Annotated in this window: 14 protein-coding genes and 3 tRNA genes; 5 read left to right on the top strand and 12 right to left on the bottom strand. The window is 67.2% G+C overall.

Annotated elements, in window-relative coordinates; translation table 11 throughout:
* The first annotated feature begins 4 nt into the window (after positions 1–4).
* Complete coding sequence (locus VF542_RS12365; RefSeq protein ID WP_408652008.1) at positions 5–946, top strand: ornithine cyclodeaminase family protein; 942 nt, start codon at positions 5–7, stop codon at positions 944–946.
* Between the two features lie 28 nt (positions 947–974).
* Here the strand turns inward: VF542_RS12365 and VF542_RS12360 are convergent, their stop codons facing one another.
* Both VF542_RS12360 and VF542_RS12355 read right to left on the bottom strand, forming a co-directional pair.
* A complete protein-coding gene (locus VF542_RS12360) occupies positions 975–1,340 on the bottom strand; it encodes a DUF488 domain-containing protein (protein ID WP_408652007.1) in 366 nt (121 codons plus the stop codon).
* 72 nt (positions 1,341–1,412) lie between these two features.
* A complete protein-coding gene (locus VF542_RS12355) occupies positions 1,413–1,601 on the bottom strand; it encodes a hypothetical protein (protein ID WP_408652006.1) in 189 nt (62 codons plus the stop codon).
* 367 nt (positions 1,602–1,968) lie between these two features.
* On the opposite strand from VF542_RS12355, the gene VF542_RS12350 reads away from it, so the two are divergent.
* A complete protein-coding gene (locus VF542_RS12350) occupies positions 1,969–4,524 on the top strand; it encodes an alpha-amylase family glycosyl hydrolase (protein WP_408652005.1) in 2,556 nt (851 codons plus the stop codon).
* 163 nt (positions 4,525–4,687) lie between these two features.
* On the opposite strand, the gene VF542_RS12345 is transcribed toward VF542_RS12350, so the two are convergent.
* On the bottom strand, positions 4,688–5,437 hold the full coding sequence (locus tag VF542_RS12345; protein ID WP_408652004.1) for a YqjF family protein: 750 nt from the start codon (positions 5,435–5,437) through the stop codon (positions 4,688–4,690).
* Positions 5,438–5,680: 243 nt separating this feature from the next.
* Here VF542_RS12345 and VF542_RS12340 point away from each other — a divergent pair, with 243 nt between their 5' ends.
* Positions 5,681–6,184 carry an N-acetyltransferase gene (locus tag VF542_RS12340; protein ID WP_408652003.1) on the top strand — a complete coding sequence of 168 codons (504 nt, stop codon included), beginning with the start codon at positions 5,681–5,683 and terminating at the stop codon, positions 6,182–6,184.
* Between the two features lie 79 nt (positions 6,185–6,263).
* On the opposite strand, the gene VF542_RS12335 is transcribed toward VF542_RS12340, so the two are convergent.
* The 3 genes from VF542_RS12335 to VF542_RS12325 all read right to left on the bottom strand — a co-directional run bounded on the left by VF542_RS12335 (position 6,264) and on the right by VF542_RS12325 (position 11,631).
* Entirely contained in the window at positions 6,264–8,603 is a 2,340-nt protein-coding gene (locus VF542_RS12335) for a hypothetical protein (RefSeq protein WP_408652002.1), read from the bottom strand.
* A 262-nt stretch (positions 8,604–8,865) separates the two neighbouring features.
* The gene (locus VF542_RS12330; RefSeq protein ID WP_408652001.1) at positions 8,866–9,435 is read right to left on the bottom strand and encodes an AAA family ATPase; all 570 of its coding nucleotides are present in this window, start codon (positions 9,433–9,435) and stop codon (positions 8,866–8,868) included.
* Between the two features lie 477 nt (positions 9,436–9,912).
* Entirely contained in the window at positions 9,913–11,631 is a 1,719-nt protein-coding gene (locus VF542_RS12325) for a DUF4157 domain-containing protein (RefSeq protein WP_408652000.1), read from the bottom strand.
* Between the two features lie 244 nt (positions 11,632–11,875).
* Between VF542_RS12325 and VF542_RS12320 the strand changes: the two genes are divergently transcribed.
* On the top strand, positions 11,876–12,400 hold the full coding sequence (locus tag VF542_RS12320; protein WP_408651999.1) for a hypothetical protein: 525 nt from the start codon (positions 11,876–11,878) through the stop codon (positions 12,398–12,400).
* Between the two features lie 7 nt (positions 12,401–12,407).
* Entirely contained in the window at positions 12,408–13,403 is a 996-nt protein-coding gene (locus VF542_RS12315; protein WP_408651998.1) for a hypothetical protein, read from the top strand.
* A 101-nt stretch (positions 13,404–13,504) separates the two neighbouring features.
* Here VF542_RS12315 and VF542_RS12310 read toward each other — a convergent pair.
* The 6 genes from VF542_RS12310 to rpsA form a co-directional block, all read right to left on the bottom strand.
* A tRNA-Val gene (locus tag VF542_RS12310) sits at positions 13,505–13,576 on the bottom strand.
* Positions 13,577–13,618: 42 nt separating this feature from the next.
* A tRNA-Cys gene (locus VF542_RS12305) sits at positions 13,619–13,689 on the bottom strand.
* A gap of 44 nt (positions 13,690–13,733) precedes the next feature.
* Positions 13,734–13,806, bottom strand: a tRNA-Gly gene (locus tag VF542_RS12300).
* Positions 13,807–13,963: 157 nt separating this feature from the next.
* Complete coding sequence (gene coaE / locus VF542_RS12295; protein ID WP_408652027.1) at positions 13,964–14,572, bottom strand: dephospho-CoA kinase; 609 nt, start codon at positions 14,570–14,572, stop codon at positions 13,964–13,966.
* 20 nt (positions 14,573–14,592) lie between these two features.
* Complete coding sequence (locus tag VF542_RS12290) at positions 14,593–15,318, bottom strand: hypothetical protein (protein ID WP_408651997.1); 726 nt, start codon at positions 15,316–15,318, stop codon at positions 14,593–14,595.
* Positions 15,319–15,441: 123 nt separating this feature from the next.
* Complete coding sequence (rpsA, locus tag VF542_RS12285) at positions 15,442–16,899, bottom strand: 30S ribosomal protein S1 (RefSeq protein WP_408651996.1); 1,458 nt, start codon at positions 16,897–16,899, stop codon at positions 15,442–15,444.
* Positions 16,900–17,222: the final 323 nt, after the last annotated feature.

Below are 17,222 nucleotides of genomic sequence, written 5' to 3'. Positions count from 1 at the left end.
CCAGATGGAACTGCCCTTTCTCGACGCCGGCACGCTGCGATCGCTGGTGTCCTGGAGGGGAGCCATCGCAGCCCTGGAGACGGCGCTCGCCCAGGGCGCCCACCTGGCCGGCGGCCCGCCCCGGTTCGCGGTGGCGCAGGCGCACGGCGAGCTGCTGCTGATGCCGGCCCACAACGCCGGGCAGGTCGGCGTGAAGCTCACCAGCGTCGCGCCTGGCAACCCCACGCTGGGACTGCCTCGGATCCAGGCGGTATACGTCCTGTTCGACGCCGCCACCCTGACCCCGCGTGCGCTCGTCGACGGAACGGCGCTCACCACCCTGCGCACGCCGGCCCTGTCCGCGCTGGCGGTGCGCGGGCTGGCACGCCAGGACGCGGCGACGCTGCTGGTGTTCGGTTCCGGCCCGCAGGCCTGGGGCCACGTGCACGCCGTCGCCGCGGTCCGCTCGCTGGCTACGGTCCGGGTGGCCGGACGGGATCCCAGCCGCCAGGCGGCGCTGATCGACCGGCTCCGCTCCGAAGGCGTGGACGCGGTCGCCGGCACCGCCGCCGATGTGGCCTCGGCCGACATCGTGGTGTGCGCCACCACGGCGCGGCAGCCACTCTTCGACGGCCGGCTGCTGGCCGGGCACGCCTGCGTCGTCGCGGTCGGGTCGCACGAGCCGGCCGCGCGGGAACTCGATGACGCGGTCTTCGAGCGCGCCGGCCGGGTGGTGGTGGAAGAACGCGGGACGGCCCTGCGCGAGGCGGGTGACATCGTTCAGTCGATCGCGGCGGGAGTGCTGGACGCCGAGGACCTGATCGACCTCGCTGACCTGCCCGGCCTGCCGCCCGACCCAGGGATCGGGGTGTTCAAGAGCGTCGGGATGGGCTGGCAGGACCTGGCCGTCGCCGAGGCAGCCCACGCCGCGTGGTCCGGGACACCGGACGCGACCCGGCCCGGTTAGGCAGCCTCAGCGCCACGTGCGCCGCGGCTCATCGGTCACCGGCCAGCCTGTCCGCGAGGATCTGCGCATGGCTGAGCGTCAGGTCCTTGGTGGCCGTCAGCAGCGTCAGCCTGCCTTGTCCGGCGAGGGTGTCCAGGTGTGCCAGGGCCTCGGCGTGGTCGCTGTCCCGCAGCTCGTCGAGGTAGCGCCGCCGGAACTCGGCGAATCGTTCCGGGCGGTGGGCGTACCAGCGGCGCAACTCAGTGGTCGGGGCGATGTCGCGGCACCACTCGTCCCACCGTGACTGAGCCTTGCTGATCCCGCGCGGCCAGATGCGGTCGATGAGAACCTGCCGACCGGGACGTGCGGGCGGGGCGTCATAGACGCGTGCCACCTCGATGCCACCGCCGGTCATGAGCGCTCCCGCCCGCGCCGCGACGATGGATCGCCCGGTCGGTCGGCCGGCGCGGGCGTCCGGTACCCGCCTTCAGTCCGTTGCCGCCCGATTGACCTCGGCGTCCCACACCTGGCCGAGTTTCCATTCCCGCTCGGCGACTTCGCGGTAGACGGCGCGGGCCTCCGGTGTCGCCGGGATGTCGGCGCGGATCAGCGCGAGCCGCGCCTCAGTGGCCGCGATGTAGTCCTGGGTGAGCTGAGCGAATTCTTCATCGGTCATATCGATGCTCCGTAGCAGTAACGGCGCCGAAAGCCCGACAGAGCAAGCCACAACAACTGGTAGCCGGTACGGGATCACAGCCCCACCAAGCTGACTGCCCAGCTATTGGCAGACGCTAACCACCACACATCCCGCATGCAAGCCGTTCGTGCTCCCGGCGTGCGACGTCAGGGATATTGGGCACGTATGCACCTTCATACCGTCGGTCCGACACCGCACGGACGTACGCGCCAGTCACCCGTCGGAACCACGGTCACATTCGCTGCGGAGGTGGAAGCTTGTGCAGACGCCACGCCAGGGCTATGAAGTTAATGAGTTTTCTGGAAGCGATAACGGCACCACAGGCTTCACTTCGGGAGGAGACTTGATGTCTCATAAGCCGCGCTACGCCCTCACAGCCCTACTTTCGGCCGGACTGCTCGCCGCCGGCCTCGTCAACGCAGCCGGAGCCGCCCCTGCTGGTCGCTCCACGGCTGCCGGCCAGGCCTGGTCAGTCATGGCTCGTGACTCGTTGCGCGCGGCACTCACCAAGGAACGCTTCTACTTCTTGATGCCGGACCGCTTCGCCAACGGCACAACCTCCAACGATCGAGGCGGCCTGACCGGCCCTCGTGAGGTCACCGGCTTCGACCCCACCCGCAAGGGCTGGTACCACGGCGGCGACCTGAAGGGCATGATCTCCAAGCTCGACTACATCAAAGGTCTCGGCACGACCGCGATCTGGCTGACGCCGAGCTTCAAGAACAAGCCGGTCCAGGGCCTGGGCACGCCGTATCCCTCGGCCGCCTACCACGGGTACTGGATCACCGACTTCACCCAGGTGGACCCGCACCTGGGTACCAACCAGGAGCTTGAGAAGCTGATCGCAGGCGCCCACGCGCGTCACATGAAAGTTTTCTTCGACATCATCACCAACCACACCGCGGACGTCATCACCTACACCCAGAAGCCGGGCGGGCCGGCGCCGTTCGACTATGTGTCGAAAGCGGCGGTTCCGTACCGCAACGCCAACGGCACGGTGTTCGACGACCGAGCCTATGCAGGCACCAACGCCTTCCCTCCGCTGAGCGCCGACGTCAGCTTCCCCTTCCGTCCGGTCCTGCCAGCCGGCGATGAGAAGGTCAAGGTGCCCAACTGGCTCAACGACGTCACCCTGTACCACAACCGTGGCAACACGACCTTCTCAGGTGAGAATTCAACCTACGGCGACTTCTTTGGCCTCGATGACCTGTTCACCGAGAACCCCAGGGTCGTGCACGGCATGGAAGGCATCTACGACTACTGGATCCGGAACTTCGGAATCGACGGCTTCCGCATCGACACGATGAAGCACGTCAACATCGAGTTCTGGCAGAAGTTCCTCCCGCACATCCGGGCCACGGCACGCTCGGTCGGCAAGCCGGACTTCTTCGCCTTCGGCGAGGTCGCCGAGGGCGTCTCCGTCCCGTTCCTCTCCCGTTTCACCACCACCGGACGAGCCCAGGCGGTGCTCGACTTCCCCTATCAGCAACAGGCACGAGAGTTCGCGGCCTCCCACCCGACCGATCAGCTGCGCACGCTCTTCGAGCAGGACGACTGGTACACCGACGCGAACTCGAACGCCTACGAACTGCCCACGTTCCTGGGCAACCACGACATGGGTCACATCGGGATGTTCCTGCGCGACGACAATCCGGGGAACTCCGAAGCGCAGCTGCTGCAACGCGACAAGCTCGCCCACGAATTGCTGTACCTGACCCGTGGCAACCCGGTCGTCTACTTCGGCGACGAGCAGGGCTTCACCGGAGCCGGCAACGACCAGGCGGCCCGGCAGGACATGTTCGCCAGCAAGGACAGCGAATACAACAACCTCGACGACGACGGAATCGACCCCCTCAACGGGCAGAACCTCAGTGACGCCGGCAAGAACGACAACATCGGCTCCGACGTCACTCCCGCTGCGAACAACTTCGACCGGTCGCACCCGCTCTACCGGACCATCGCGGCGCTGGCGAACCTGCGCAAGCACAACCGAGCACTGGCCGACGGTGCCCAGCAGATTCGCTACTCCTCGTCGACGCCGGGCATCTTCGCCTTCTCGCGAACCGATGCCAAGCAACAGATCGAGTACGTCGTCGCCTTGAACAACTCCACCGCTCCGGCGACCGCGGACATCCCCACGTACTCGGCGGGCATGGCCTTCAAGAACGTGTGGGGCGGTGCGGTTGCGTCGGTGACCACCTCTGCTGACAAGAAGCTGAGCCTCACCGTTCCCGCGATGTCGGCGGTCGTCTACCGCGCCACCCATCGGATGCAGCGCTCCGCCGCCGCGCCGACCATGACGCTGAGCGCGCCGGCGCAGGCGAGCGGACGGATCCAGGTGCAGGCCAACCTCGCCGGCGACTCGCTGTACCAGGTGTCGTTCTACATGAAGAACTACGGCGGGCACTGGACGCCGCTCGGCACCGATGACAACGCTCCGTACCGGGTGTACCCGGACGTCTCGGGCTTCAAGCCCGGAACAGCGCTGCAGCTTCTCGCCGTCGCCAAGGACAACGCCGGCCACATCTCCACAGCGCGCACCGAAACCACCGTCGTCGCGCCCTCGGGCGCCGGGGCGGGCATCGCCACCATCCATTACCACCGCGCCGACAACAACTACGCCGACTGGGGCCTGCACCTGTTCGGCGACGCCATCGGCGAAGGTGTCGGCACGAGCTGGGACAAGCCGCGGCCGCCGACACGCTTCGACGCCTTCGGCGCTGTCTTCGAGATTCCGCTGGCCGACGCGGCGGCCTCGCTGAACTTCATCATCCACAAGCCGTCGGGCGACAGCGTCCCGACGACTCGAGAACCGGGTGGCGACCGGGCCTTCGTGCCCGATCTCAGCCGGGAGGTGTGGATGATCAGCGGCGATCCGACCATTCATACGTCCAAGCCGTAACCGGATTCCGGCTCGACGAGGGCTGACGCGCCACCGGCCGATCACGGTCGACCAGCGTCAGCCCTCGTCTACGTCTGGCTGCAGGACTGGGAAACCGGTTCCCGGACAGGCGAATCCGAGACGGCGACGACCGCATCCTGGCGATTCCCGGCGAACTGAGCAATCATCTGCCCGCCGTCGCCCGGGGTGGGACAGGCACCTGCGAAGGCCAGCCGAAGGTCGTCCGGACACCGGGTGACCACAGCGGGCGGAGCAGCTCGGCGCCGGTGATGTCTATTCCGCAGGCGGCCACGAGTGTGCTGTCCAGATCGAGGAGTTCGGCCGAGCACAGCGGCCACGGCCCGTGCTCGTTGGGCACCCAGATGGTGCGCCCGGCGACCCGGGTGTGCAGTCCCCAGCGGGAGGTCAGCCAGGTCTCGGTCGGCGTCGGTGTCACCTCCGCGCCGATCCGGATGCGTACCGTTGCGCCCGCGCCGCTCCCCCGGTCCGGCCACCGGCGCCGGCTGGCGTAGCTGACGGTGTCGCCACGGCGGGTCACGCTCATCGCCGACCAGGTGTAGGGCAGGCCCAGGCTGGCGCGCGCCAGCACAACGGTGGCCAGCCGCGAGGCTTCCAGGGTCAGGAACACGATGCCGTGGCGATCCTGCTCGTCGACGGAGTAGAGGCGCACGTTCGTCTCGGCGAAGCTGCCGAAGTAGGGCACCGGCACGCGGCCTGGGCCGGCACCGCGCATCCGGAACGGGACCAGTCCGACGTAGCTGACGCCGTCGAACACATCAGGCCGGACACCGGGCGGAAAGAACCGGGTGATCCGGCCCGGGTCGACCGGCCAGTGCAGGAACGTCAGATCGTCCCAGTGCTGCGCCGACAGGGCCCGGCCGTGCAGCGCGGGCGCGACGGCGTCGAAGGGCATCACCCATCATGGCTCACACCATCCCCGTCGTCGACGCGGTCATCGGCTCGTGCCAGCACAACGACAGGGCGGTAGGCCGCGAGCTCCTGCTGGCAGAGGCGACAGGGACGATGGCGGCCAATTCCAGGGCGCCGGTGATAATGCAGTGGGACGGGCCGCTCCGCCGCTGAATGGTCTGGGGTCGAGGATGGGCCATCAGTGGCGCCAGGGCCCGGTGAGGGTTGCAGGGGAGGACATGGCGGCATGGCCGGGCAGGCGACAATCAGAGCGGCCGAGCCGCAGGACCTGGGCGCAATGCTGGAGCTGGCAGAGGCCCGACGCCGGGAGTACGCGACCTACCAGCCGATCTTCTGGCGGCCAGCACCCGATGCGCCCGCCCGCCAGCGGCCCTACCTGGCCGGCTTGCTGGGCGAGCACGACGTGGTGGCAAGGGTGGCGGTAACTGACACCGTCGTCGGCTTCGCGATCGGGCGACTCACGCCGGCGCCCCCGGTCTATGACCCGGGCGGCCCGACCTGCCTGATCGACGACTTCACCGTCACCGCTCCCGACTCGTGGCCGACCGTCGGACTGGACCTGTTGCGGGCCGTGTCCGACGCCGCGCGCGAGCGCGGAGCCGTTCAGGTCGTCGTGATCACCGCATTCGAAGACATCGCCAAGCGTTCGGCCCTGCAGGCTGCTGGCCTGGACATCGCCTCGGAGTGGTGGACCCGCCCGCTCAACTCCCGGGCCGGCGACCCCGCGTAGTTGCTCCCGCTGGCCGTCGCGAACGACTGCTGTTGCAGCATGTCCCCCAAAGCCGGGGGACATGCTGCACGCATCTCGGTCAGGGTGTCTGGCCCGTGCCGTTGTCGTCGAACGGGGTCGCCGCGTCGGCCTGTTCGGAATTGCCGAGCGCGAGCCGCGTGAACATGGGAGACGTCGCGGTTCCCGCCTGGTAGGTGGCGAGCCCGGTGATGGAGTACAGCCCGGCCCCGGGCTTGATTCCGAGCGATGACACATCCACGGTCATGCTGATCGTGCACCTACCCTGCGGCGGCGGTGTGGCGAAGCAGGTGCCGCCGAGCGTCCCGAACGTCCTCGGATCGAACTCCAGGGAGGTGGTCGTCGCATTGACCTTGTACACCCGGCCGCCCTCGACCCGTGCCGCGCCGTCTGGCGGGTTGTCGCGATAGGCCAGGTAGAAGTTCTCCGCCGGAGCGTTGTCGCCCGACGCGGCCGCCCAGAACTCGGCACCCCACAGTCCTCCTGTGGTCGGCGGACCGCCGCAGGCAATCGCGTTGCCGGCCGACGGGGGCGCGTTCAAAGTCAGCGTGATCGTCACCAGGGAATCCGAGCGGTTCTCTGACGTCGCGAGCACGTCCATCCCGGGGCAGCTGGCCTTGGGCAGGCCGGCCGAGTCGAAGACGTCGCCGGCCCGGTCGGTGACCGCGTGGTCGGTGATGCCCCACGTCTTGTACAGGTTGATGCTGGTGTTCTTGTAGACACTCGCGCCGGACAGCTGCCGGGAGAACTTGTTGCGGGTGTCGCTGGTGGCCGAGGTGTAGTCGTCGGCCCAGATCACATTGGCCGCGCCCAGGTGGTCAAGGTCGACGGTGAAGAAGTCCAGCAGGTCCCGGTCACCGGAACAGGCAAGGCCGGCCGTGCAGATACCGCCGACGTGCATCGGATGATCGGTGACCTGCACATTCTTGAAGTTCGACCCTGTGTTCAGCGCATTCTGTGATTGGCCGAAGATGACGTTCCACACGCCGGTGTCGTCGACGTTGGAATTCAAGCCGTCGCTGGAGCGGTAGTACACCAGGTCGACCTGTCCGGGGTCGCCGGCCACCATCCACGGCATGATTGCGGAGTCGCCGGTCTCCTGAGTGAGCGGGATCGGGGGCGCCCACGTGAGTGCTCCGTTGGTCGAGAACGTGTAATAGACGTCCTGCTCGCCGAGCAGCCCGGAGTCATCCGATTCGGGGCCCTGGGTCTGGGACCAGGTGTAGTAGAGGTTGCCGCCGCGGTCGATCGTCAGCCGCGGGAACAGGTTGACCGGGTTGTGCGCGCCAAGATCGGCTACCTTGCTGCGCGTCCAGGTCGTCGCCCCGTCCGTGGACTTCGCGACCCACAGCGAGTACGGCGGCCCGGCCGCCAGCCCCGGGGTGATCGTCGTGCCGCGGACGAACGGGATGTACAGGTTGTGCGTCGCGGTGGGCCGGCCCGAGTAACCTTCCCGATCCGCGACCACCGGGCCGGCGATCTGCAAATCCTTGTCGGCCGGGTCCGGACAGGCGGTGGGTTGGCTGTCCCCGGCGCCCACTGTCGGCAGCCCGTTGATGATCGGGCCCGTCGGGGACTGGGCGTTCAGCGTGTTGCAGGTGGAGTCCGTGACGAAGGTGCCAGGGCTTCCGTCGTGCAGGGACCGGGCAAGCGACAGCGACGGAGCCGCGAGGTTTGATTCGTTGATGAAGGAGATGTAGACGTTCTTCGACCCCGGGAATGTCTCGTCCGCCTCGACCCACTGGCGGTCGTCAATGACACCCGGGCTGGAACCGCAGCCGACGTTGTCGGCGACGAACGTCTCGCCCTGGTCGTCAGAGACGTTGTTGGTGATACAGCCCGGGCCGGGCAGGTCCACGAAGAAGAGCCGGTGCGTGAGCTCTCCGACCGCCGTGTGGCTGTCGCCGCCCCCGCCTCCGGTGGCGCACGGTTGGCCCTGCGCCGGCGTGTGACACGGCACCCGGAACGTTCGGCCAAGATCGTCGGACTTCCAGAACGGGCTGTAGTGCGGATAGGCGAACCCGTTGGGCGACGAGGCGTAGACGATGTCCTTGAAGCACTCGGTGGTGGTGTACCCGCCGGGGCAGTTCGTGCTGTTGGGAGAACTGACGCCGGTGAACGGGTACCGGTCGACGGTGACCGTCGGCTCACCGCCGAAGCGCTTGTAGTCGACGTACGCTGCCGGCGAGAAGATATTCGTATTCGACGAGGTCGAACTCAGCGCGCCGCTGCCGCTCGTACTCAACAGCACCGCTGTGCCTGGCACGGTGATGAGGTTTGTGTTTGCGAACGCGGCGCACGGCAGCGCCAAAACCGTGGCAGCGGCACCGATAACGATTAGTCGGGAACGGCGGTGAGAGCCCATCGACGGCCTCCATTCGTGGGAGAGCAGCGACGCCATGCTGGCGTCAATCGATTTGCGACACACAATTTAGTTAGCGCGCCATCTCGCCGTTGTCAAGAGCGCCGTACCGTCATTTGCATGTTAAAGAGGCTGTGTTATCGGTATCAAATAAATCGCCATCCGAGACGCGGCGACAGAGAGCCAGCACCACGTATTAGATAGACGTTAGCAAAGCGCGTAGATGATGTTCGAGGCCTCGCGTACTCGCACCTTTGGCGTTTGCGGAACCCTGCGGATACGAATGGAAGCGACACGCTGGCTAAGTGGTGGGCCCGTACTGATCATGCAATGACGGCCAGCGCTGGGACGCCCACTGCGACCAGGTCGCATGCCCGGGCGGTACCGGCGGGATCTCGGTGTCTCGCAGTTCCGCCTGGTCCGGTGCTTGGAACTGTACGTGCCACTGCTTGAGTTCGGCGTCGCTCATCTGGAACTGACCCGGCTCGGTCTCGTACCGACTGGTAATGCGTCTGCGCTGCTCCTCGAAGTTGATCGGCAGGTAGACGACCTGGGCGTGGACGCCCAGCGTGCCTGCGATCCAACGGAGCGCTGATCGTTCGTCCTTGCCCCACAGGCCGAAGTCGAAGACGACGTTGATGCCCAACTGGGCAGCCCGCATACCGACCGCCACGAGCTTGCCTTCGATCCGGTCACGCTGATCAGCCCGGTCCTTCGACCGCCACCGCCTCGAGTCGTCGCCACGAAAGATCGCTAGCTGCCAGTCGTCGGGGGTCAGACGAAGAGCGGACTCGCTGTTCTCCAACTCCTTGGCTCGGGTGGTCTTCCCCGCCCCGGGGAGGCCCACAACAAGGTAGATAGTCACCGTCATCCATTCAATTCATTGACGAATAGTTGATATTCGACCCGGATCGCTGATCATGATGAGAGGTCAAGGCACGTGGGGTCGAGCATGTGCGTCGGTGTGACGCCAGTTCGCCGACTGAATCGACCCATACTGATGCGCCAGGATGAACGTGTACGCGGCGGCTGCTGAAAGAGGACGGGCTGAACAGCGCGGAACGGCGCCCAGCTAGAAGCGGAGCCCAAGGAACGTGACTTCAGACTGCCCCGTTTCGTCAGCGGAAACGACAGGGACGAGCAAGCACACATGGCGGAAGTCTATCGATAATCCGCACGGCAATAACGGCACGGAGGGTTAAACCGCGCAATATTGAACAAATGCTTTTCTGGAGCGCTGGTTCCCTAACTGGCGTGGACTCCTTTGGCTCAGGTCAGGCATGCCAGCCTCGCGGGTGCTGTAGGCAATCCGTTCAGCAGCGGCCACCGGTTCGCGGGCATCTGAGGTCTAGAACACACGAGCCGCCTTGACGTCCTGGTATGCCTGCTGCACGAACCAACCCCAGGCCGCCGAGCGGACGTCGTCGGTCCAGGCTCGCGACGTGTAATACATCCCGAGCGCGCCGATGTTGTCCTCTGGCCACGCTGACGACGGGTTGGCATAGGCAGGCAGATCGATGCCGGGAAAGGCCGCCTGGGTGCGGGGCAGCGCGGCGATGCTGCGCCGCGAGCCGTCGTCGGCCAGAATGCGTGCATAGCGCGCCACCGCCGCAATATTGGTTTCGTCCGAACTCAGCAGCCATGCCATCTGGGCCGGATTGTTGGCACTATGCCGAGCAGTAGTTGCCGCGAACGGCGATGGCTGCTCCGTCAACATATCGGCGAAGAGGTCGTGACGCTGTGCGGTAGAGCCGGTCACCTGCCCCAGGCCGATGGAGGTGTTGCGGCTGAAGACAAGTGCGCCGATGAAGTCTCGGGCATCCTCGACCAGGGACTGATCCCGCTGCTCGGCCAGGATGATCGCCGTGACCAGTTCTGGCTCAAGTCGGTGCGCGGCGGCTACCGCCCGGATTACCTGCAGTCGAGATGGCAACTGCCCGGCGTACGAGTCGCCGAAATTGGTGCTGATCGGCTGGTTGACCAGTAACTCGACCTGCCGTCGCCGCTGGGCGGGCGTGAGCGAGGACAGGTAGCGGGACAGGCTTCCGACCGGATTGATGTGGTCGTCGAATGCGCTGGTACCGGCGCGCGCCCAGTCGATGTATCCACGATCAGATGGATTCACCCCGGTCGCACCCGAGCCCGTGAACGCGGTCATGGATCCGCCGATCAGGTCGTTGTAACTCGCGCGGTTGAACGGCGCGGCACCTCCACTGACTCCGAGACGGCCGAGGTTGTACTGGATCTGCGCCCCTTGCGTCGCTCCAGCAGAAGCATTCAGGTCCTGGATGATCGGCTCGACGACCGCTCGAGCCGCGGCGTTCAACCCGGCGCCGAGTAACCGGAGCAGGTCGCGCCGGTTCGCCGGCTCGTCGATGCGCTCCAGCATCGCCCGCAGCATTCCGGCCGCATTCAGGTCGATGATCGTCGTTGACAAATTGGGATCAGCCCTCAGCAAGGCAACTACCTGCTGTTCCTCCGCCGCAGTTACCTCCCAGTCGGTCGCGGAATAGGAAATCAAGGGGGTTACTTGGTTGCTGACAGGAGTCAATGCCACCGTCGACAGTGGCGCGCGAATCCGCCCGGTCGGCAGCCCCAGGCCTGCCAGCACACTCGCCCTGTGCGCCTCTGCCTCTGCCTCTGCGTGGCCACCGGAGCTGTCGACACCATGCGGCTGCGCCGCGGACCGGCCGCCGCTTTGCACTACATGAGCCAGTTCGTGTGCCAGCAGCCGCCTACCTTCCGAGGTGTCGGGTTGCCATTGGCCCGCACCGAATCTGACGTGCACGCCGTCGGTAAACGCTCGGGCCGAGAGGGCAGCTGCATCAGCCGCGGCGGCGGTGTCGGTGTGCACTCGTACAGCCGAGAAGTCCTGCCAGAAGAGTGCCTGCATCGGCGCCCGGAGGGTTTGAGGCAGTGGCTGGCCGGTCCCGCCGGCCCGGGATCCGGGCGCTTTCTGACCGGACCTCGACGACGGGGCGGGTTCATCCGCGGCGTTACTCGTTATCTGGCTCGACGAGACGGCCGTTTCGGTCAGTCGGAAACGCTGCCTGCGCTGTGGCCCCACCTCTGCCCCCTGGTACGAAGGTGCATGCCCGACCAGCTTGCGAAGGACCGCGTCACAACGTCGTCACTGAACCCGCAGAACTCGAGGCCGCCTACTACCGTCACCAGGGACCTGGAACCAGCCGAGTTCTCAAACAAGTAAGTCTCCGGACGCGCCGTCACGATTCACCAGCCTCAGATATCGAGAGCTATTGCCGATATGAAGGGGATGGCCTTTGTGGCCTCACCGATGTTTGGAGTAATACATGAGAGCACAGCACTTGGTACGCAATATGACGGCAGCTGGCGCGATGGTGGCGGGACTTGTCACGGTCGGGGCGGCAGCGCCGGCGCTAGCGGCAACGTCACCGGGTACGGCTACCGCGACGGCGAACGTGCAGGCCTCGATCACGCTGTCGGGATTGACGCCGGCGTTCACTCTGACCGGTGCGCCAGGAGCGACCGCGACCGGCTCGGCCGCTGTCACGATGAAGGTCACCACGAACAACACGTTGGGCTACACGGTCGGGGTGCAGGCAGCCGCTGCGACGATGCCCGGCGCGACTGCCGGCAACACCGACACCATTCCGGTGTCAGCACTGACGGTGAAGGAAAACACGGGCGCGACCTACACCGCGCTGAGCGCCACTGCCGCGGTGACGGTGCACAGCCAGAACGGCAAGTCCCTGTCTACCGGTGACACCATAACCAACGACATGCAGATGGCCGTACCGTTCGTCAACTCCGACAGCTACAGCGTCGCGTTGAACTACATCGCGACCACGAAGTAGAAGCCAGGTGACCCGGCAGCTCCCCACACCGCGGCGGCTGCCGGGTCTGCGGCGATTCGCACTGCTCCTCGCGGTACTCACCGCTGTCGGCGTTGTGCTGCCCGGGGCTGCCGCGCGAGCGGCCGACCCGCCGCTCGTTCCCTTCTCACTCACTCTGGCCCCGACCCGCCTTGTCGTGCCGGCCACCGGGAAGCCCAGCACCCAGATCATCACGCTGACCAACAACGGCGCCAGCATGGTGCCAGTCAACGCGCTGCGCTACGACTTCACCCAGGCACCCGACGGTGCCATCCAGTTCGTCCCGGCGAGCCCGCGGTCGGCAGCGTCCTGGCTCACGGTGACACCCACCACCTTCGTGCTAGCCCCTGGACAGCGCCAGCAGATCCGCGTCCGCATTGCCATTCCGCCCCGCCCGGACCCGGGCGAACACCAAGTCGGGCTGGTCTTCTCGGTACCCAGCGGCAAGACTGACGACAACGTCGCGATCAACCGCGGCGTCGGTACCCAACTGCTGATCTCCGTACCAGGACCTGTCGTGCATGGCACCGCGCTGACCGGGCTGACCGTGCCCCGCTTCGTCGACGGCCGCTCTGCCCAGCTCACCGCGAGCATCCACAACACCGGCACCGTGCACCGCGACTACCTCGCAGCAGCCCCGCTGTACGCCTCCGTCCAGGGCGCTCAGGTCACCTTTCCCGACTTCACCGTGCTGCGCGGTGCCACCCGGATCATCGGCAGCCGAGCCCAGCTACCGCTGATCTGTGTCTGCCGAGTCACCGTCACCACTGACGACGGAACGGGACACCCCACCAGTCTTAGCCGACGTTTCATCGTGTTTCCACTAAGGGCCGCCATCGGCATGCTGCTACTCACCATCGCACTGAGCGTGCTGCTGCGCCGTCGCCGCATCCGGCGGCGCCGCCGCACCAATGAACAACTCGAACGCACCCGCCAAGCCGGTTACGAGCAGGCGCGCGAAGAACTCGCCGCCAAAGCCCCCTGATCACGCCGCCTGCCGAAACCGACCACGGGTCACATGTCGGATCCAACAAGGCCGCGCTGACCCTCAAGTGCTCTACCGCAGGCCTCCTGGGGTAGGAACTGTGGGCGATACTGGGATTGAACCAGTGACCCCTACCGTGTCAAGGTAGTGCTCTCCCACTGAGCTAATCGCCCGTACTCCAACCACGCGCGGCGAACCGCGAGTAGTCGGCTACGAGGTGGAGACGGGATTTGAACCCGTGTACACGGCTTTGCAGGCCGTTGCCTCGCCTCTCGGCCACTCCACCAGGGACCGGCTGCCCGGCCTGGGGAACGCCTATGGCGTCCACCGAGCGGACGACGGGATTCGAACCCGCGACCCCAACCTTGGCAAGGTTGTGCGCTACCAGCTGCGCTACGTCCGCATGGTGTCGACCCGATGTTCCGCCTCGGACGACTAGTCCCCGAGGCTGCCAGCACCGGCACCGTGCGAAACTTTAGCCGATGGCTGTTGCCCGCTCCAAACCGGGTGGACCCGCTCCGAACCCGCGCCGGCCTCGCTCCCAGGCACGGACGCCGGGCTCAGCCACCACCCGAAGCGTCCCCGACCAGCCCCGACCAGGCCGCATCCACCTGCGCGCCGAGCTCCGCCACCGACCCGGAGTTGTCCAGCACGATGTCGGCCACCGCCCGCCGCTGCTCATCGGTGGCCTGGGCCGCGATCCGGGCCCGGGCGGTCTCTTCGTCCAGGCCCCGCCCGGCCAGCCGCTGTAACCGCAGCTCAAGCGGCGCCTCGACGACGATCACCGTGTCATAACCAGCCGCCAGCTTGTTCTCCACCAGCAGCGGGACGTCATGCACCACCGCCACAGCCCCGGCGGCGGCCGCCTGCGAACTGAGGGCCTCACTGCGGGCCCGGACCAGCGGGTGCACGATCGCGTTCAGATCGGCCAGCGCCGCCGGATCGCTGAACACCAGCCGGCCGAGCCGGGGCCGGTCCAGGCTGCCGTCCGGCCCGAGCACGTCCGCCCCGAAACGCTCGACCACCCGCGCCAGGCCGGGGCTGCCCACCTCGACCACCTCACGGGCCAGCCGGTCGGAGTCGATCACCACCGCGCCGAGCTCGGCCAGCCGGGCGGCGACGGTGCTCTTACCGCTGCCGATCCCGCCGGTCAGCCCGATCCTGAGCACCACGCAGCCGTCCTGGGATGTCAGCCGGTGGAACTGGGCGACGCGCCGGCCGAGCCCAGCGTGTAGTGCGCGGTCGCGTCCAGCGCCGCCTTGGCCAGCGCGGCCAGCTCCGCGGTGGCGCCCGTCCCGAGCAGCTTCGGCGTGACGGTGACCGCGACCGTCCTGGGGCCGGCGGCCACCACCAGCGTCGGCAGGCCGTAGCCGGTCAGCAGCGTTCCTTGCGCGCTGCCGACCCGGACCGCCCGGTCCACGGCGTTGTGGGCGCGGTAGTAGTCGATGGTGGCCTGCACCCGCCGGTTGGCCTGGGCCGGTGAGTTGTACAGGCTGATCCCGACCTCCACCTGCGGCACCGGCGCCGGCTTGCCCTTCACCGGCGCGGCCAGGCCGTACCGGCAGTTCAGGTAGGTCAGCCGGCCGATGTCGGGCTCGGCGACCCCCAGCACGAAGGCGGTCCGGCCGATCACGGTGCGGCGCAGCGCGATGTTCACGGTGCCGACCGGCAGCAGGTCCTCACACCGGCCGCCCAGTGACGGCTCGCCGGTGGCGGCGGCCGTCGGTGAGGGCGAGGCCGGCCTGCTCGCCGAGGTCGGCGCGCTGCTCGACGCCGGCCCGCTGGACGCCGACGAGCCCGCACCGCCGTTCGGCGCCGCCGCCTGGGAACAGCCTGCGAGCAGCAGCACCCCGACCGCCAACCCGGCCACGGCCGCGGGTGCCGATGCGGATGCGGATGCGGGTCTGCCTGCCACGCCGTCAACGGTAACCGCCGGACAGCATGAAGCCCGGGAGGCGAACCTCCCGGGCTTCATGTGTGGTACGGACGGGCGGTGCCCGCTGGTGAACGCAGGCCCCGCCGCGGCGTCAGAGCAGGCTCAGCGGCCGGCCAGCTTCTCCCGCAGCGCCGCCAGGGCCTCGTCCGACGCCAGCGTTCCGCTGGTCTCGGCCGGCACCTCGGAGGAGTACGAGGTCGCCTCGCCGCTGTCGCTGGCGGCGTCGGCATCGGCCTTCTGGGCGCCTTCGAGCTGCCGCTTGTGCGCCTCGAACCGCTCGCGGGCGGCCGCGTAGCGCTTCTCCCACGCCTCGCGCTGCTCCTCGTAGCCCGGCAGCCACTCCTGAGTCTCGGAGTCGAAGCCCTCGGGGTAGATGTACTCACCCTTCTCGTTGTACTGGGCCTCCATGCCGTACTGCGAGGGGTCGAAGTTCTCCTCGGCCAGCGCGCCCTCGTTGGCCTGCTTGAGCGACAGCGAGATGCGCCGCCGCTCCAGGTCGATGTCGATCACCTTGACCAGCAGCTCGTCGCCGACGTTGACGACCTGCTCCGGGATCTCGACATGGCGCTCGGCCAGCTCGGAGATGTGCACCAGGCCCTCGATGCCGTCCTGGACCCGTACGAACGCGCCGAACGGAACCAGCTTGGTGACCTTGCCGGGCACGACCTGGCCGATCGCGTGGGTCCGGGCGAACTGCCGCCACGGGTCCTCCTGGGTGGCCTTGAGCGACAGCGACACCCGCTCGCGGTCCAGGTCGATGTCGAGCACCTCGACGGTGACCTCCTGGCCCACCTCGACCACCTCGGACGGGTGGTCGATGTGCTTCCAGGACAGCTCCGAGACGTGCACCAGGCCGTCGACGCCGCCGAGGTCGACGAAGGCGCCGAAGTTGACGATCGAGGACACCACACCGGTGCGGACCTGGCCCTTGGCCAGCTTGTTCAGGAAGTCGCTGCGGACCTCGGACTGGGTCTGCTCCAGCCAGGCGCGGCGGGAGAGCACCACGTTGTTGCGGTTCTTGTCCAGCTCGATGATCTTGGCCTCGAGCACCTTGCCCACGTACGGCTGCAGGTCACGGACGCGGCGCATCTCCACCAGCGAGGCGGGCAGGAAGCCGCGCAGGCCGATGTCGATGATCAGGCCGCCCTTGACGACCTCGATGACCGTGCCCTCGACGACCTCGTCGTTGTCCTTCTTCTGCTCGATCGTGCCCCAGGCGCGCTCGTACTGGGCGCGCTTCTTGGACAGGATCAGCCGGCCCTCCTTGTCCTCCTTCTGCAGGACCAGGGCCTCGATCTCATCGCCCACGGAAACGACCTCGGACGGGTCGACATCGTGCTTGATGGAGAGTTCGCGGGACGGGATGACGCCTTCGGTCTTGTAGCCGATGTCGAGCAGGACCTCGTCACGGTCGACCTTGACGATGGTGCCTTCGACGATGTCTCCGTCATTGAAGTACTTGATGGTGAGATCGATTGCCGCCATGAAGTCTTCGGCGGAGCCGATGTCGTTCACTGCAACCTGCGGGGTGGTGCGAGTCGGATCGATTGTGGACGTCATGTAGTGGGTAGGTCCTGGTTTCTAGAACGGCGCGGGGACGAGTCCGGGTTCGAGCCAGTCCCGGGCCGGCTTTGACTGCCAGCAGAGAGTGGACGAGTGGCCTACTCCATGTCGAGGCCACAGACCTGTACCGCAGGCGCCTAGCCTACTCCAGGGGTCTGTCCCGGCGAAATCCGCTGATTCGGCGCACCCTCCCCGCCAGGTGCGCGGTTTAGATTCTCCAGGCATGGGCACCGAATCGGAACTGGGAACGGTCGGCGTCGCCCGGCGGTGGGTCGATGCCGCCGAGTCCGCCCGGGCCAACCGGCGCTGGTGGGACGCCG

The organism is Jatrophihabitans sp. (assembly GCF_036389215.1).
Taxonomy (GTDB): Bacteria; Actinomycetota; Actinomycetes; order Mycobacteriales; family Jatrophihabitantaceae; genus Jatrophihabitans_A.
Note: the sequence above shows the minus strand (reverse complement) of the source record. Positions and strands in the feature narration are given on the sequence as shown.

Excerpts from the sequence above, each read along its gene's own strand:
- VF542_RS12350 (WP_408652005.1), top strand. The coding sequence starts at position 1,969 with ATGTCTCATAAGCCGCGCTACGCCCTCACAGCCCTACTTTCGGCCGGA.
- VF542_RS12355 (WP_408652006.1), bottom strand. The coding sequence starts at position 1,601 with ATGACCGATGAAGAATTCGCTCAGCTCACCCAGGACTACATCGCGGCC.
- VF542_RS12335 (WP_408652002.1), bottom strand. The coding sequence starts at position 8,603 with ATGGCGTCGCTGCTCTCCCACGAATGGAGGCCGTCGATGGGCTCTCAC.
- VF542_RS12320 (WP_408651999.1), top strand. The coding sequence starts at position 11,876 with ATGAGAGCACAGCACTTGGTACGCAATATGACGGCAGCTGGCGCGATG.
- rpsA (WP_408651996.1), bottom strand. The coding sequence starts at position 16,899 with ATGACGTCCACAATCGATCCGACTCGCACCACCCCGCAGGTTGCAGTG.
- VF542_RS12360 (WP_408652007.1), bottom strand. The coding sequence starts at position 1,340 with ATGACCGGCGGTGGCATCGAGGTGGCACGCGTCTATGACGCCCCGCCC.
- VF542_RS12340 (WP_408652003.1), top strand. The coding sequence starts at position 5,681 with ATGGCCGGGCAGGCGACAATCAGAGCGGCCGAGCCGCAGGACCTGGGC.
- VF542_RS12365 (WP_408652008.1), top strand. The coding sequence starts at position 5 with ATGGAACTGCCCTTTCTCGACGCCGGCACGCTGCGATCGCTGGTGTCC.
- VF542_RS12345 (WP_408652004.1), bottom strand. The coding sequence starts at position 5,437 with ATGCCCTTCGACGCCGTCGCGCCCGCGCTGCACGGCCGGGCCCTGTCG.
- VF542_RS12330 (WP_408652001.1), bottom strand. The coding sequence starts at position 9,435 with ATGACGGTGACTATCTACCTTGTTGTGGGCCTCCCCGGGGCGGGGAAG.